Annotated in this window: 8 protein-coding genes; 1 reads left to right on the forward strand and 7 read right to left on the reverse strand. The window is 40.3% G+C overall.

The features are described from left to right. The first annotated feature begins 6 nt into the window (after positions 1 to 6). Complete coding sequence (locus LDL79_RS10165; protein WP_167596107.1) at positions 7 to 627, forward strand: MarC family protein; 621 nt, start codon at positions 7 to 9, stop codon at positions 625 to 627. 2 nt (positions 628 to 629) lie between these two features. Here LDL79_RS10165 and LDL79_RS10170 read toward each other — a convergent pair whose 3' ends face one another. The 7 genes from LDL79_RS10170 to LDL79_RS10200 all read right to left on the reverse strand — a co-directional run bounded on the left by LDL79_RS10170 (position 630) and on the right by LDL79_RS10200 (position 17783). After that, positions 630 to 1538, reverse strand: a complete 909-nt coding sequence (locus tag LDL79_RS10170; RefSeq protein WP_225597630.1) for a GyrI-like domain-containing protein — start codon at positions 1536 to 1538, stop codon at positions 630 to 632. A 5-nt stretch (positions 1539 to 1543) separates the two neighbouring features. Further along, on the reverse strand, positions 1544 to 2893 hold the full coding sequence (locus LDL79_RS10175; RefSeq protein WP_225597631.1) for a vanadium-dependent haloperoxidase: 1350 nt from the start codon (positions 2891 to 2893) through the stop codon (positions 1544 to 1546). A 78-nt stretch (positions 2894 to 2971) separates the two neighbouring features. Continuing rightward, entirely contained in the window at positions 2972 to 6208 is a 3237-nt protein-coding gene (locus LDL79_RS10180; protein ID WP_225597632.1) for a VCBS repeat-containing protein, read from the reverse strand. Then, positions 6201 to 9551 (reverse strand): CRTAC1 family protein, encoded by a 3351-nt coding sequence (locus LDL79_RS10185; RefSeq protein ID WP_225597633.1) that lies wholly within the window; start codon positions 9549 to 9551, stop codon positions 6201 to 6203. Before LDL79_RS10185 ends, LDL79_RS10180 begins: the two co-directional genes overlap by 8 nt. Beyond that, positions 9544 to 12840, reverse strand: a complete 3297-nt coding sequence (locus tag LDL79_RS10190; protein ID WP_225597634.1) for a VCBS repeat-containing protein — start codon at positions 12838 to 12840, stop codon at positions 9544 to 9546. The genes LDL79_RS10185 and LDL79_RS10190 overlap by 8 nt, the downstream gene beginning before the upstream one ends. Positions 12841 to 13002: 162 nt before the next feature. Continuing rightward, positions 13003 to 14628 carry a RagB/SusD family nutrient uptake outer membrane protein gene (locus LDL79_RS10195; protein WP_072985038.1) on the reverse strand — a complete coding sequence of 542 codons (1626 nt, stop codon included), beginning with the start codon at positions 14626 to 14628 and terminating at the stop codon, positions 13003 to 13005. An 11-nt stretch (positions 14629 to 14639) separates the two neighbouring features. After that, positions 14640 to 17783, reverse strand: a complete 3144-nt coding sequence (locus LDL79_RS10200) for a SusC/RagA family TonB-linked outer membrane protein (RefSeq protein WP_072985036.1) — start codon at positions 17781 to 17783, stop codon at positions 14640 to 14642. Positions 17784 to 18118 lie beyond the last annotated feature (335 nt).

Here is an 18118-nt window from a genome sequence, read left to right on the forward strand (position 1 = left end):
CACTGTATGGATGAAATTTTAACCTACTCAATTTCGGTGTTTACAGGCTTTTTTGCCATTATGAACCCGGTTTCTAATATTCCTATTTTTTTATCCTTAACTGAAGGTGCCAGTAAAACTGAAAAGCAAACGGTAAACAAAAAAGCCGTGATGGTAGCTTTTATCATCATCGCCATTTTTGTAGTGTTGGGTAAATTTATATTCGAGCTTTTTGGGATCACGATTCCAGCATTTAAAATTACCGGTGGGATCTTAATTTTCTTTGTAGGTTTTGAGATGCTTCAGTCTAAAAAGTCAAATGTAAAGCATTTAAAGGAACCTAATTTTGATGAGAATATTGCGGTTTCACCTTTGGCAATTCCTATTCTTGCCGGACCAGGAACTATCGTAACTGCGATGAACTTTGTGTCCAACGCTTCTTATGTAAATATAGGTTTGGTGATTTTAATCTTCGGTTTAATGTGCGCGCTAACCTATGTGGCTTTCAGTTTAAGCGACTTTATCGCCCGAAAATTAGGGAATAACGTAATCTCTGTAATTGGTAAAATTATGGGATTGATTATCGCCATTATAGGTACTACAATGGTGATTCAAGGGTTAAAGCTATCTTTTGATTTTCTAGCTTAATCTTATTCCAGCGGAGATTCTTGTTTGATCGGTAAGTAGATGTCAGCTTTCCAGTCCAGCTCGTTTCCGCCCATATTAGGATTGTTGTAGAAAATTTCAACCGGTTTATGTTCAACCTCCAGATTGTTTCTCTCAGCATATTCAAGCAGGGCATACCACGCACGATCTGAAGTTATGTAGTTTCCATTGTAAACCGCGTGAATGGCTTCTTTCTGAAAAAGGCGCTTGTACTTGATGTCTTTTGAAATGGGTAAGTTTTCAGACCTGATGATAGGAAAGCAAAAGTTATAGGCAATACTATCAGTTTCAGTATCCCAGTCTGTAACTTCAATGATCGGCGGGCCGTTAAGCTCTACATTATTTTTAAGTAAAACATCGCCTATATAGCCGTAATACTGCATCATACCACGTGCTTTTTCTACCTGTAATCCTTTCAGCGGAACATAAGCTACATACGTTGATCGTGTTTGATCCAAGCCGGTAACTTCGATTTTGATCTGATCTAAATGCTCCCGAAGAATCTCAAAAAAAGTTTCAACATTTTCGGTACTACGTTTTCTAAAAAGGGTGTTTTTAAATGGAGCGGTAAGCCTGTTGATCACACTATGATCAAGATCTTTTACTCCAACGCTTACTTGCGTTACCGAGTCGTTGATCATTTTAGCCTCATACGTATAATTCACTACGGAATCGCCAAAATGCCGCTGTTGCACCACTTTATTTAGTCCGTCTAGCGCTATGATCTCACTATCCGGCACATCATAATTCCAGCTTTTTACAGATTGGGTTACAGTCCCAGGTGTGGTCACGACTTTAAAATTGATGATATAATCGCTGGGTTTTATAAACAGATACCAGATCAAGGCTGCGGCAACTAGGATGAAGAAGCCAACTCCGATTTTTTTAAGCATAATTTTTAGTTAGAAGCTTGAGCAGTATTTGTTTTCATTTGTAAATTTTGCGCAATAAATTGTCCTAATTGACGCCCTTGTTTAAGTCCTTCTTCAATTGCTGCACGATAGTGAATTCCCCCATAAAGGCGACTTAAAGCAGCCTCTGATGATGCATTTATAAACGAATCAAAACTGCGTACCGGCAAACCATAAGCGGTTTCTGTATCATCGTCAAACTGAAAATTATCTCCATAAATTTGGGTAAGTACTTCTGCTGCTGCTCCCGAAACTACAGAGTGACCGCTGCTGTATTCAGGAAATGGTGGAGTTTGTAAAACCGGCGCCCAGGCATCATCGATATATTGATTGATGAGCGTCTCAGGGCGGATGAGGTTACTGCGGTATTTCTCATCCCAACAGCTGATAAAGCCGTCAAAAAGAGCTACAGAAGTCTTGGTGTACACGTAAACCGTTTCCATCAAGTCGGCATTGGCTTTTTTGGTCGCGATTTTTACAATCCCGATCCAGTGGCCACCGGGCGTGATCTTTTTGGTAGCAAACATCAAGTGTCCTTTGTGCGTAGATACATAAGGATTACAGTCCCAAAATTTGGCAATTTCCAATTTTTCAGATTCATCACCTTCTTCGGTCATGGCGTTACGCACGTCATAAACTTCCATCAATTGTTTGTGAAATTCAGAACCTTCTTCCATAGAGAAAGCCGGTGGAGGAATCGGTTTAAATTGATCTGCAGAATCAATTACCAGCGTTCTAATTTTCATCCAGTGTGGCTCAATACCGTCCATATATGCCGGAGGCGTAGGTTGCCAGCGCGAAGGATTATCAGGGTTTACCGAAAACTTTGGCATGGTGCGCGTTTGCTTATACATATCCCCATCCATCCAAGCTTTAATGTGATCTGCAACTTTGAGTCCGTAAGCTTTTGAAGCTTCCAACTCGGTTGAGTTTTGCTCTTCCCATTGCAAATACAAACTGTCGCGCATTTCAGTAATGCGATCTTCAGAGAAGATTAGACTTTTTGCCATTTCCATCTGTGCAACAAGCGCAGCCACATCATAATTTACAGCGGCGTCAGCATCAGGTTTTGGCGTTTCTCCTAATTCGTGAATTTGACCTGCCAAACTTTTATAATCAGAATTATTTTGAACCAAAACTTCGTATGCCGCCATATTGGAGTAGGCGTAAATTCGGCTGGCCACCGGTGGCGAAAAAATATCATGAATGATCACCTCGGTAACTTTATCTACCGCATTGTTATAATCGTCTGGTGTAACTACAAGTGGTTTTTCTTCTTTGGAGCAAGAAGTAATCAAAACTGCAGAAAGAACCAGTAGGCTCAGTTTTTTAAGCATAATCTTCAAATTATTTTAGGGAAACCTTGATGAAAACGATTTCTACTTTAAATTGTTTTAAGGTGTTGTGTAACCCGGTTAATCTAGTTTGTATAGTTGGCTGGTGGCGTTGTTGGGAGTCGCAAGCAAATACTTTTGACCATTTAATGAAAGTATAGAAAGATCTCGTATAGATTTTCGTGCAAAATCGAGACCTATCTGATCTCCCGGAATCACCGTATTTTCATCTTTGATCAAGGCACCGTTAAAGCTGTCTAATCTTCCGTGAAACGGCTGTACGCCAAAGTAATTTCCGGCAGCAAGAACTTCTTCTTTACCATCATTATCGAAATCAAATTTACAAAAACTTAACACGGGTGCAACCTGAAAATCACGACCTAAAGCTACAAATTCAAATTTGCCGCCGTCATTGCGCAGATAACCGGTTTCTAAGGTTTGTACTTCTAGTTTTGTACTTGTTTCTAACTGTTCTTTGCTAAGAATTTGCTCGATGGTTTGACCGGCAAAATCTCTGTAATTCTGATACTTTTTTCTGAAAGAAACTACTTGAGAAGCCAGCGCATCAAGTCCCATTAAGGGATAATACTTGCCTTCTTTGGCGGTGGTGACAATAGTTTCTGTTTGGCCATTATTGTCAAAATCATTGTAAAACATCACCATAGGTGCGTCAGCCGAAGCTTTAAACTTGCTGTTCTTGCCCCAGTTTCCGACTAAATAATCTTCATCACCATCGCCGTCAATATCAAACGGAATCACGCTTTGCCAAAGTCCGTTAAGGTTTTCGGTTCCTAAATCGACTTTAGTTAATCTACCATTTTTATTCTCTAGAAAGGTAGGTGCCATCCATTCGCCAACGACCACAAGGTCTAACTTTCCATCTTTGTTAAAATCGCTCCAAACCGCAGCGGTAACCATACCGAGATCTTTAAACTCTTGCGCTACGCGGAAATTTCCGTTCTCATTTTCTAAAAGATAGGAAACCGGTGTTTTACCAAAACTTCCTGTTATGGCTTGGGTTCCGGCAAAAACATCAAGATCGCCGTCCCCGTCATAATCATAAGTTGCAAGCACCGAAGTATTGTCAAAAAGCTCAGGCATTGCTGCTGAAGAAAAAGCCGTGCCGTTGTTTAGATAAAGTCCGTCAATCAAGGGTTTTGCTCTGTTAAAAAAGTCACCGCCTGCGGTTCCGGTCATCAAATCGTTTTTCCCGTCTTGGTTGAAATCAGCGATAACAGCGGTTACTTCTTCATTGATCGAATCTTTTTTGATCGCAGCAAATTCTGTTTTTACAAATGCTGAATCCTGCTGAATAAACACCTGAGAAGGGATGTATTTCGATCCACCGAAAAACACATCATCGTTACCGTCTCCATTAAGATCGCCAACTGCCACCGCCGGCCCGCGATCACCTATTTGATAGGGAATTAATTTCTCACGATCAAAGTCGGAATAAGCATCTTCAACGTGTGTGAAATCAAGGCCTAAAGAATCGGTGACTTTTGAGAAAAGCTTTTGCTGTTTGGGTTTTAAACTGTTGTAATCAAAAGCCTGAGCATTTTCTTGATTTACTACGAGACTTTGATTGGCGCTGATGTTTTTAAGCACCTGACTTGTCTTGTCAGGCCAAATGATTCTCACAGAGTCAACGGTTTTAGCATCACCCAATCCAAAATGGATCAAAGGCTCTGAAGAAGCTTGAAAACCACGCACGGTAAACAACTCTTTAAACTGCTTAATTCCGTTAGCATACGCATACACTTTAGCACCAATGGCATAGGTGTTTGAGATTTGCGTTTTCAGTTTTAGCTTAAGATAATTGGCTTTCTTGTCAGTTTTATTGATGTAAAAGGTAGGCGAAGCATTGATGTTATTGGTAACCAAATCCAAGTCGCCATCATTATCAAGATCGGCATAGGCCGTCGCTCCGGAAACAATGGTGTCGCTCGCAATCCATTTACCAGACTGATCTTTGAATTGTAAATCGGCGCTTCCTTCATAAACATAATTATGCGTTACTCCAGAAGGCATCAGATCGAGCGCTTTAGTATCGATTAAGCTGGTATTATTGATCTTACTTTGAATCTGCTCGTTTGACACAAACTTGATGTAATCTAGGTCGTTTGGGCGTTTTGGGATTCCGTTAGAGATAAAAAGATCCTGCTGCATGTCTTGGTTAAAATCGGCAAACAAAGCGCTCCAACTCCAGTCTGTAGCGGCAACTCCACTCAATAACGCGGTTTCTTGGTAATCCTTTCCGTCACGATTGATAAACAACATATTTCTCGTAAACTGATAGTGATAGCCATATCGATCTGTACGCAAGCGCTGCGTTTGAATATTATCATCACCTTCGGAAGCTTTCAAAACGTTCTCATCCTGCGGAAGCATATCTAACGAAATCAAATCAGGCCAACCGTCGTGATTGAGATCGGCCACGTCGCTTCCCATTGAAAAACGGCTCGTATGGCCAAAATGATTTTTTAAATCTTCGGTAAAAGTGCCATCGCCGTTATTGATGTAGTAGTAATCATCTTCGTGAAAATCATTACCAATATACAGGTCAGGATATCCGTCAAGGTTAAAATCTGCTACCGCAATTCCTAATCCGTAGCCGTTGATTCCACCGTAAATCCCTGCTTCTTCACTCACATCGGTAAACACACTGTTATCATTACGCATCAGACGATCTCCCGTTTGTTGATTGCGTTCGTAGCGTAAATCTGCCTTCCCAAACGAACTCTGCGTATGTACTGCGTGATTGAGGATGTAGATGTCTAGATCTCCATCCAGGTCATAATCCAAAAATGCAGCAGAAGAAGAATAGGTGTCCAGATCAAGGCCGTATGCTGCAGCACGTTCGGTAAAAGTACCATCGCCGTTATTGATAAAAAGTTCGTTGTAGCCGTCCAATCCATTGAGGCCAACCACCGCACATACATAGATGTCTAGAAAGCCATCACCGTTTACGTCACCCATAACGGCACCTGTGTTCCAATCGCTGTTTCCTGCGACTCCGGCTTTTTCGGTTATATCTTCAAATTTTAAATTTCCTTTATTGAGATACAGCTGATTTTTAACCTGATTTCCTGAAAAATAAATATCAGGCAAGCCGTCATCATTGATATCGCCAATTGCGAGTCCGCCGCCATTATAAAAATAGAGGTAGTCCAGAATATTCATATCGTCTGTAGCTTCGAGCGTATTTTTAAAAGTCACTCCTGTTTTTTCAGGGCTGGGGTTTAAAAATAATTCCGGCTCGTTTTTACAAGAAACGATCGATAAACCTAAAATGAGCAGTGAGAAAAACTTATTCATTGAGCACAAAGGTTTTTGGTTTTTGATCATTAACCGAAGCGATTAAATAGGTAGTTCCATTTTTATCGTTGAAGGTCGCTAGATGCTTGACTTCTCCTTTGACGAAAAAGCCGCTCTTGTCATAATTCTGCCAAGCATACGACGCATCACCTTTGTTGAGCAATACGTTACCAAAGCTGGCATCAAGCTGAGAATATTGCGGTTTGAACTCAAAGTTATTTCCTGCCATAATCAGATCGGCTAAACCATCTTTATTGATATCTGTCGCAACAATATCGCAAACACAAGACAATTGCGTTTGATAGGGAAGGGGTTTTAAACTGAAATTACCCTTACCATCATTTACAGCGATCATAGATTGTGCATATTTCACCGATTTTTTAATCGCATTCTGAAGACTTTCTTTTGAGAAAATCTCATCAATATAGCGGTTCGCATAATCTGAAGCTTTGAGGTTTTGTTTTTTAAGCGAGCTCATTTGCGCGGTGATCTCTTTCTTTTGATGCAATGGGTAATCCTTTCCATTTTTGTGCATCGTAGTGATTTGCTCGATCGTTCCGTTGTTGTCAAAATCGTTGATGTACATAGACATTGGGCGTTGCTCAGAAGGTAGATAATGTAGATTCTCTCCTTCATTACCCAATACTAAATCCATATCTCCGTCATTGTCGATGTCAACCGCTTCGATAGTATTCCACCAGCCGGTTTTATCGCTTAAACTTGTTTCTTTTAGCGAAAGTCGTCTTCCCGAGTTTTTATACACCAGCGGCGCACCCCATTCTGAAACCGTGATCAAATCGGCTTTGCCGTCCTTGTCAATATCCAGCCAAAGCGCGTCAGTTACCATTCCTGCATCTTTGGTGTCGTAAGCCAAACGCTCTGTTGCGTCTACAAAAACACCATTGCCGGTATTTTCTAAGAAGAGTTGTTTAGGGTCAATACCATAAACGCCAACCACGCTGCGCGAACCTATAAACACATCCATATCGCCGTCGCCGTCAAAATCATGAGGCGCTACAACGCTCATGTTTTGAAATGCTGAAGGAAGTTCTTCGGGAGCTTTGCTGAAGTTTCCTTTGCCGTCGTTTAAATACAATCTAGGTTTTAACTGTTCTTTTTTACCTACTTCATTTCCGCCGGAAGCAACCATTAAATCCAAATCGCCATCACCGTCGGCATCAAAAAGAGCAGCAGCAGTATCTTCATAAAAAGCATCTTCGGTAAAAGCCGACTGGTTTTTAACATTCAGTTTACCCTTGCCTTGATGTAAATAAAGGGTTCCTGCGCTTCCGCTAGGTGCTCCTACATAAACATCCTCATTGCCATCACCATCGACATCTCCTGTAGCTAGCGCCGGACCTTCCTGTGAAAGTTTTTTGGCGATCAAACCTTCATAATCAAAGTCGTTATAATTGTTTTCGGTATTTGCTTTGAGCTTCTCGTTGCTTAGCTCAGTAAGCAATTGAGCTTGTGGCTGTCGCTTTTTCGGAATATAGGTTTCCGTAGCATCAGCTTGAGCTAAAGCTAAGGTTTGATCGGTCGCAACTTGGGTTAAAAGCTGTGTTTTATCATTAGGCCATAAAATGCGAAGCGAATCAATAGTTTGCGTAGTGCCTAAACCAATAGTCATTTTATAATCTACAGAAGATTGAAATCCGCGCACCGGATACAATTCTTGAAAAATCTCCTGATCATCAAAGTACAAACGCACCGAAGCACCCACGGCAAACTGGTTTTGCTCGCCGCCTTTAAATGTGAGGCTTAAATAATGGTTTTGGTTTTGTTGTGCAGCTTCATTGCGATAAATAAAGGTTTGCATATTTACGTTGTTCACAACCAAATCCAGATCGCCATCATTATCCAAATCCCCGTATGCTGAACCGTTGGACATACTGGGCATATCAAGTCCCCACTTTTTACCGGCATCTTCAAAAGTCAAGTCTTTTTTATTGCGATACACCGCATTAGGTAGCGGCTTTTTAGGCATTTTATCAATGATCGAATCTATCGCTTGACGCTTACCGGTCATCGCCATATTTTGAATGATCTCATTCGCAAAAAAGTCGACAAAGTCAAGATCAGTTAAGTCGTGGTTGATTCCGTTGGTGACATAAATATCACGATATCCGTCATTATCAAGGTCGACAAGAAGTCCGGCCCAACTCCAGTCGGTAGCATCTACGCCACTATAATAGGCGGTTTCAGAAAAGGTGCCGTTTCCATTGTTCACCTGAAGCGTATTCTGAATAAACTGCTGATAAAAATCTTTACTCTGCTTGAGTTTGTACACATTATAATTGTCAAACTCCATTACCGATTTTACACGCTCTTCCGGCTCGGGAAGCATATCGGTAATAAAAATATCTTGCAAACCATCGTTGTTAATGTCTGCCATATCAACGCCCATGGCAGAAAGTGATAGGTGGGAAGTCCATTCTTTTATTTCTTCTTTAAAAGTCCCATCTTTTTGATTGATGTATAGATAATCGCGCTCGTAGAAATCATTTGAAATATAGATATCCGGATACAGATCATTGTTGATGTCTGTGATCATCACACCAAGGCCAAAACCAATTAAACTACCATAAATGCCGGCTTCTTCACTAACATCGGTAAAAGTTCCGCCGTCGTTACGCATAAGTAGATCGCCCACACCTTTAAAAACATCAGGAACATTTTCCCAGTTTTCTGCACGCGTATCACGCTGCTCAGCATATCCCAACCCGCTTACAGGAACGTTGCTGTTATTTAAAATATACACATCAAGGTCGCCATCTTTATCATAATCAAAGAAACTCGCTTGCGTAGAAAAGCCTGATTTTGCCAGATTGTATTCCCGTGCTTTTTCGGTAAAGGTTAGATCGCCGTTGTTGATGTACAGATCGTTGTCGTGATTGTTGCCTTTCATATTTCCGGCATTGCTCACATAAATATCTAGCAAGCCGTCAGCATTTACATCAGCCATCACCACACCGGTAGACCAAGGTTTGTTTCCGCCCACACCGGCTTTTTCGGTAATGTCTTCAAACTGAAAATTTCCTTTATTGAGGTACAGTTTGTTTTGCTCCATATTAGCGGTCAAGTAGATATCTGCAAGGCCATCATTGTTAATGTCACCAATAGCGACACCACCACCATTATAGAAGTTTCGGTATTTAAAAATGTTGAAGTCGCTCTGATTTTTAATGGCGTTCACAAAGTCGATGCCCGTTTCTTCGGTGGACATTGTGGTAAACAAAGTGGGCCCTTGATCTATTGCAGCATCATTTTCTTGCTTATCCTGATCACAAGCAACGAATGCTAGGCAAATGCCAATGAAGTATATTTTCTTAAAACTAATCATGTGCAGTCTCTTTTCTAATAAAAAGCGGTTTATCATTATTACGACCTATGATGTAAAAAAGATCGTCTTTAATTTTCAGCTTTGAGTTGCTGCGTACAGCGCCTCTAATATCAATAGTGTGGTTACCGGTATAGTTGAAACCCGATCCTGTATTTAATAAAAACACACCGTGCGAGGCATCAAGGCGGCCCAACTGGGTGCTGATCTCGCTGTCGTTTCCTAAGAGCAAGATGTCTAGTAACCCGTCGGCATTGAAATCTTTGGTTATGATTGATTTTACACTCGAAATCTGTGCCATTTGCGGTAACGCAGTTGCTTTGAACGCTAAATTTCCTTGGTTCTCAAAATACGTGGTCTCAAGCGTAAATACTTGCTTTTTTTCGGCTTTTTCAAGTTTTTCTTCAGAAAGTAAATCGGTAATGCCGGCTTTTGCAAAATCGTGATAACTCAAGAATTTTTTATTTAAGAATGGAAGTTGTTTAACCAACTCATCTTTGGTCGCCAAAACGGTTTCGGTTCCTTTATAGAAATAGGTAGTTATCGGGTCAATCTTTCCGTTATTATCAAAGTCGAAACGATACAGATTCATGGGTTTTTCAACCGAAGCGGTCAGCCGGGTGTTCAAGCCCCAATTGCCGGCAATCAAATCCATATCGCCATCGCCGTCAAAATCTTCAGCACGAATGCTATTCCAGAGTCCGTTTGTGTTTTTGAGGTCATCCAAATTTAGAAGCCTTAGCTTTTCGTCCGAATTCATAAAGATTTTGACAGGCATCCAGTGACCGCAGACAATCGCATCTTTAAAACCATTGTTGTCAAGATCGACCCAGATAAGATCTTTTACATTTCCTACGGAAGAAAAGTCGGGAGCATATTTTTGGGTAACATCAGCGAAATTTCCTTTACCGTCATTTTTTAGAAGGAATTGCTGCGGAGTAGCACCAAATTGTTGAGGAACCAAATCACTGGTTATAGCGAGATCAATGTGGCCATCATTATCAAAATCTATAGCAGTGATCGTCGAAGCATTAAGCGACACGCCTTCAAAAGCTTTATTCATTTTAATAAAACCTTCCTCCGAATTTAGGTAGAGGCGAGGTGTTAGTTGTCTTCCGGAGGTGAATTCATTCCCGCCGCTGGCGATGACAATATCGAGCAAACCGTCATTATTGACATCAATAAGTGTCGCTGCGGTATCTTCGTTAATCGCGTCTTCTTCACTTTCAGGGAGAAAATCTTCAGTAAAGTTCCCATTCTCCTGCTGAAAGAAAATGCTCGTTTGTTGCGCTTTGGCACCTAGAATTAAAATATCATCAAGACCGTCATTATTCAAATCTCCGGTTTCTATTGCCGGACCGGTGTTAGTGTTTGCGTAGGGAACTAAAGGATCGCGACTAAATTCAATAGAATTCCCGTCTTTATGCTGAAAATTTATTGCCGTACTGTCTTGAACCCAAACAAGATCTGATGGAGCTTGAGTTTTAAAAGCGGTTGGCGAGGCGTCTTTTTCATCCAAAAAAAGCTCGGTTTTAACGTTTGTGATCACTTGAGATTTTCCGGAAGGCCATAGTACTTTTAAAGAGTCTAATTGTGTGGCGTTGCCCAATCCGATAAAAATGGAAGGAGCAACTGCTGACATAAAGCCACGTGTGCTATAGTTTTCAAAAACCTGAGTATGGTTTGATGTATACGCTGTGATTTTGGCGCCAATCCCAAAAGTATTGGGCTTAGTACCTATAAGATGAACTGAAATTCCTTTTGAACTTTGGGTTTCAATAGTGATATTTTTTAAAATAGATGCTGGCTGGTTGACGTTATTTACCACCAGATCAAGATCGCCATCATTGTCTAGATCTCCATAAGCAGCACCATTGCTGAACGTTTTTTCATTAGATGTCCATTGTGCGGTAACATCTTCAAATATGCCGTTGCCGTCATTTCTATAGGCATAATTGGTTGTCTTGATTTCCGGAAGTTTTTTGATGAAATCCATTTCGGTTTCAGACATATTTTTGCCTAAACGCTTTTGAATACTCTCGTTGGAGATAAAATTTACAAAATCCATATCATTAGTAGCGCCCAGAATTCCGTTAGCAATATAGATATCTTTATAACCATCGTTATCCAAATCGGCCATTAAAGGGCTCCAGGACCATTCGGTTGCAGCGATACCACTTTGAAATGCCGTTTCTGCAAATCTTCCATTACCTAAATTGAGCTGCAAGGTGTTTTGCATAAACTGATAATCATAGCCGTTTCTGAGTTGGTTTTGATAAATAGGGTAGGCGTATTCATTTCCCGAAGCTTTTAAAACTTCAAGGTTTTCAGGCAACATATCTAAGCTTAAAATGTCTGTATTGCCATCATTGTTGAGGTCAGCAATATCGCTTCCCATCGAAAAATGAGAGGTGTGCCCCAGTAGATTTTGTGTGGTATTTGCTTCAGAAAATGTGCCGTCCTGATTATTGATATAAACGTAGTCATTCTCAAAAAAATCGTTAGCAATATAAATATCTGGATAGCCATCGTTATTTAAATCTGATATGGAAACACCTAGCCCATAACCTATTTTACTACTAAAGATTCCGGCTTGCTCGGTTACGTCAGTGAACTTGTTGCCATCATTGCGATAGAGTTTATCACCGCCTTGCGCGTCTGGAATTTTGCGGATGGCTGCTCTGCCGTAGCTGGCGTTAGGATGCACAGAGTGATTGAGGAGATACATATCGAGATCTCCATCTTTATCATAATCAAAAAAGCTAGCCTGTGTAGAGAGTCCGGAATAATCTAAGCCGTAAGCAGCAGCAGACTCGATAAACATGGGCACCGTGCCGTGCACTCCCTGATTGATATAAAGTTTGTTACTTCCGGTTAGATCAAGATGACCACTTACCGTACATACATAGATATCGAGGAGTCCGTCTGCATTAATATCTACAGTGGTAACGCCGGTATTCCATGAATCAGCAGCGGTGTATATGGCAGCTTTGTCAGTAATATCAATAAATTTTAAATCTCCTTGATTCAGGTATAATTGATCTGCGACTTGATTTCCTGTGAAATAAATATCCAGCAGGCCATCATTATTAAAATCGGCAACGGCTGTACCTGCACCATTATAAAAGTACAAGTAGTTAAGAATGTTGAGTTGAGGTGTGTTTGTTAAGTCGTTGCTGAAGGTAATGCCTGTATTTTGAGCCTCAATGAATTTAGATTCTGTGGTCTCTTTACTGCAAGAAAAACTCATAGCAAGTAATACGCTCAAAAAGAAAGGGTATAATCTTGTCATTGATTTTTTTACAGTTTAGGGAAAAGTAGCTTGTGTTTAAAACTAGGAGTCTTTTTCTAAAGTTGAAACAATTTAGAAGGTAAAGTTTGAGAAATCTTTCAATTTAAAAGGAGGGCCAATGCTGACCCTCCTTTTTATAAATCTAGTACTAAAGTTTTCTAATTAGTACCCTGGATTTTGAGTCAAATTAGGGTTAAGAATAATCTGACTAGCAGGAATAGGGAACAAGTTTCTGTTTTCATTTCCTATTTGAGAATCTGCTTTTAATTCCCATCCTCTGGTGTATTGACCAAAACGAATCATATCATTACGTCTCCAGAACTCAGCATAAAGTTCGCGACCTCTTTCATCTAGAATGTCTTGCTCAGTAACCGAGGTAAACGGAGTAGCTTCACGAAGACCACGTAGCACATTCATCATTGCAGTTGGGTCCTGACCAGCTCTAAACATTGCTTCAGCTTTCATTAAATACGCATCAGAATAGCGGAAGAAAATTTCGTGCTCCACAAATCCGCCGTAACGGGCGTTGTACTTTTGTACACGAATACCAGTGGTTTCACTGTTATTGATAAGGCTAACATTACCATTACCGTCAGTAAATTGTCTCTTAAAAGTAAGTGGGTTACCACCACGATCATTTAATGGAGTGCCATCATAATCGTATTGCTGCCCTACTAAGAAACCAAAACCAATGTTTGATCCATCTGCAAAACCATCATCATTAGAATCTGATGAACCTTCAAACGAACCTGCAGCAAGACCTTCGGTAGGAACAAAACCACGACGTTCTTCTTGACCAGATCCTGGTGTGTTTACATTAGGATCTCCCTCAAACATATCGTAGTATTCTGCTAACGTAGCAAAACCATTCCAACCACCACCTGCAATTTCAGGAGCACTGTTGTAGTGTAGACCATTCCAGATTCGGTTACCTACAGAAGTAGGGATAAACCAGATCGTTTCATCATCTAATTCATTTCTAAAGATATCAAAGTAATCATCTTCAATTCCATAGCCATCAGCATCAATAGCGTCTACCAGCTCAATAACTTGTTGCATATCTGCAGTAGCAGGCTCGCCACCTACATAAATATGCTTGTTAAGAAGCACTTTAGCTAATAAATAACGTGCGGCAGCCTTAGAAGCTCTAGCGTGATCAGAGGTTGCAGTTCCTACGCCAGATCCAGGTCCTAAAGTAGGTAAACCGGCGATTGCAGTATTCAAGTCTGAAATGATATAATCAACAGCTTCTTGCCCGGTGATCACTTCAGGATTGTCTAATAAAGATGCTTCAGGATCACGAATAGGCACTTGACCAAAGTTATCAAGAACAAAGAATACACCTAATGCTCTTAAGAAAGAGGCTTGAGCGCGTTGCTCTTCATTAGGGCTTGATAGGTCAGACAAAGCTTGAGACGCAGCAAACTGCGTTTGGTTCCACTGGTTGAATGTGTTTGTGATATACTGGTGATCAGTTCTCCAATCGTGCTGGTGTAACTGTCTCCAGATCCCATTATCACCCCAGTCAGAACCTCTGGTAGGAACCAGTGCAGCATCTGTAGTCACTTCACTAAGCGCAAAGAAATCTGCCTGGTTACCAATGATTCCATTTAAACTGTTGTAGATACCATCAATAAATAAATCTACATCACCTACCCCTTGAAAGTCTGGTGACTGTCTTGAATCTGTTTCTTCAATCTCTAGGTCTGTACAAGAGATAGCCAATCCTAAGGATAGGACTCCTACTAAAAACCTAGAAGTTTTAAAATGTTGTTTTAAATATTTCATAGTTATTTTTTTTAAAATCTTGCGTTAACACCAAATGAGAATGTACGAGGTCTTGGGAATGCTGCGTATTCAATACCTGCGGTAGGAATGTTAGAAGCATTAAGACTACCTGTGTTTGTAGAAACTTCAGGATCAAGCCCAGAGTAACCAGTGATTAAGAATACGTTTTGACCTGTTACTGAAAAACGAAGTGAGTCAAATAATCCTTCACCACTCATAGGTACATTATACCCTACGCTTAAAGTTTGTAAGCGTACAAAATCTCCTTTCTCTAAGAAACGTGTAGAAACTGCTACTGAAGAACCTGGAGCTTCACCACTAGTTAATACATCAGTGGTTACGTTTTTAGCGATTGTGATACCACCTGCATTAAAGAATGCATTGTCTGTTGCGTTATAAACTGAGAATCCAAACTGCCCATTAAAATATGCAGCAAAATCAAAGTTCTTATACGTTGCGTTTAAGGAAAGACCGGCAGTCCAATCTGGTTGAGCATCTTCGCCTACAAATTTCTTATCTGCATCTGGATCTCCTTCACCATTACCATCAACATCTACATATGTTGGATTTCCGTTTTCATCAAAACCTGTGAATTCAGCCATATAGAAAGAGAATAATGGATAGCCTGCTTGTAAGCGTTGCGCAAAAGCACCGGTTAAACCATTACCATTAATTGGTCCTGTATCAATGATACGATCAGTATCTAACACCTCATTATGGTTATAAGCAATGTTGAAAGAAGAGGAGAAAGTAAAATCTTCTGTTTGTACAAAGTCGTAATTAAGAGCAAGTTCAACCCCTTGGTTCACTACTTTACCATCAGTCAAGTTTTGGAAAATAGTTTCGATACCCGGAACCTGTGGAGCTGCAAGTGTACTTAATAATAATAAGTCTGTAGTTTCTTTACGGTACAGGTTGAAAGACCCATTAAAGCGATCGTTGTTGAAACCAAAGTCAACACCAATGTTTACGTCCAAAGTAGACTCCCATTGAAGCGCTTCGTTATTGTTACCTACAAACTGAGTTCCTGAGTTAGTTACCGTCAAGTTATCGGTAATTCCGATATCAGAGAAACGTGTTCTTCTGATGAAATTAGCGTATCCTAAACCTTCTTGGTTACCAACAACCCCTGCACCTAATCTTAACTTAAGGGTAGATACATTGTCTCCAATAAAGTCTTCTTCGTGAATTTGCCAAGCAAATGCACCAGAAGGGAAATAACCATATTGATTTTCAGGTCCGAATGTTGAAGAACCGTCAGCTCTGAATGTTCCTGTAAATAAGTATTTATCAGCAAGCGTATAGTTTACACGAGCGAAATACGATTGTAATTCGTCTGTGTTATCAAAGGTATTTGCGAAATACGCAGTAAAAAGCTGAGAGTAACTTGTACCGATTGGCTCAGAAACGAATGCAGAGTCAAATGGTGCTCCAAAATCAATTCGGTTTACATAATCTCTGTCTTGGTCGTAAGCAAAGTTTTGAAACGAACCAGAGATCGTATTGGCGATCAAATCATACTGATCTTCAAGTTGGCTAGCAGCTAAGCCCATATCTGGACCAAAGCCAATACCACCAGCGTTAATTCCTTCGCGAGCAAATTCTTGATAAGAATAACCAGCAACTACGTCAATTTTTGAGTTTTCAAACTGCTTGTTGTAGCTTAAAGTAGCTTCAAAAAGCTTGTTAGTCTGATCAAAAGTTCCGTAGGTTCCTTGACCGTTACCAGAAACACGGTTGATACCAGCTACTTCAGGGGAGAAAAGCGCGATAGTTTTTGCATCACTTTTGTCATAACCTCCAGTTACTTTAGCGCTAATAGCATCGGTAATTTTATACTCCGCAGAAAGATTTGCTAAAAAACGGTTGGTATTAGACTCACTTTGATAATAACGTAATAAGTTAACCGGGTTTAATAAGTTACTTCCCGGAGAAAAGTCAGCATCAACTGGCCAAGTAGGGTTTGCTGTAATTGATGAACCAATTAAGTCACCTGTTGAACCAGCCTGACCACTAATTGGAGCGTTTTGATCATTTACACGAGATAAAGTGGTCTGTAAGCTTAAGGTAAGTTTATCATCAAACAAACGCTGCGTAGCATTTAAACGACCAGTAATTCTTTCTTGACCTGTGTTTCTGATAACACCCTGCTGATCTGAATAACCAAATGACGCACGCACATTACCAGAAGTATAGCTGTGTGCATAGCTCAAGTTATTTTGAGTAGAGATCGCATTTCTGGTATAAAAATCTTGAAAGTCAGAAGCGAAACCAAAGTCTAATAATGAAGGGTCTCCACCATAATCTGGTAAGGCATTAAGGTATTGATCTGCTGTTAGTAGATCATATTCTCTTGCCGGAGAAGAGAAGCTTACGTTACTGCTTACTTCCCAAACACCTCCAGAGCTACCACGTCCACTCTTGGTTTGTACGATGATTACACCATTAGCACCACGAGAACCGTAGATAGCAGTTGCTGATGCATCTTTAAGAATAGAGATACTTTCTATATCGGTTGGGTTTAAGAAACTTAATGGGTTTCTTGAAGAACCACCACCTACACCTAAGTCACCTGCAGCAGGAGCGCCAGAAGTTGTTAATGGCACACCATCAACAACGATAAGCGGGTTGTTTCCAGAACGAATAGAGTTTGAACCCCTAATACGCACATTGATACCTGCTCCCGGCTCACCAGAAGACTGTGATATTTGTACCCCGGCAGTTTTACCTTGAATTAATTGTTCTGGGGAAGCAATTACCCCTTGGTTGAAATCTTCTGAAGTTACCGAAGCAACGGTTCCCGTCGCATCTTTAACTGTAGTTGACCCATAACCAATAAGAACTACTTCATCTAAAGCTGCAGCATCCTCTTGAAGTGTCACATTAACAGTAGATCTACCGTTTACAGCAACTTCTTGAGGAGCAAAGCCCACGTAGCTAAAAACCAGAACACTTCCGGTAGCTACATCGTTTAAGGTGTAATTTCCATCAAAATCAGTAGTTGTACCATTAGTAGTTCCTTTTACGAGAACGTTTGCGCCCGGAAGCGGACCATTAGGTTCAGATACTGTTCCGGATACTGTTTGTGCTTGCGCCATACCTGCCAGTAAAAGCGAAGCGAAAAACAACATACTTCTAAGTATTACTTGCTTCATAAGTTTTGAATTTTAATTGAATTATTTGGTTTTCCAATAATGTTTCTTGGTATCCAAATTTATATAAATAATTGAATAAACAAGGGCAACTACAACGTTTAAGTAACGAAATCGATATAGTTTTGAAAACTGTATTTTGTACGCTTATTCGTAATATTTTATCAAATAACTAATAATTTGCTAAGAATTACTGTTTTTATTGTGAAATATTCATAGCTAGTAAAATTACGCAAGAAAGAGTGCATCAATTACACGCTTGTTTAATTGATGAATATTTTTTGAAAAAGTAGTGCTAAATTGGGTGAAAATCGTCGTTTTTACCTGCAAAAAACACC

Source organism: Leeuwenhoekiella palythoae (assembly GCF_020310025.1).
Taxonomy (GTDB): Bacteria; Bacteroidota; Bacteroidia; order Flavobacteriales; family Flavobacteriaceae; genus Leeuwenhoekiella; species Leeuwenhoekiella palythoae.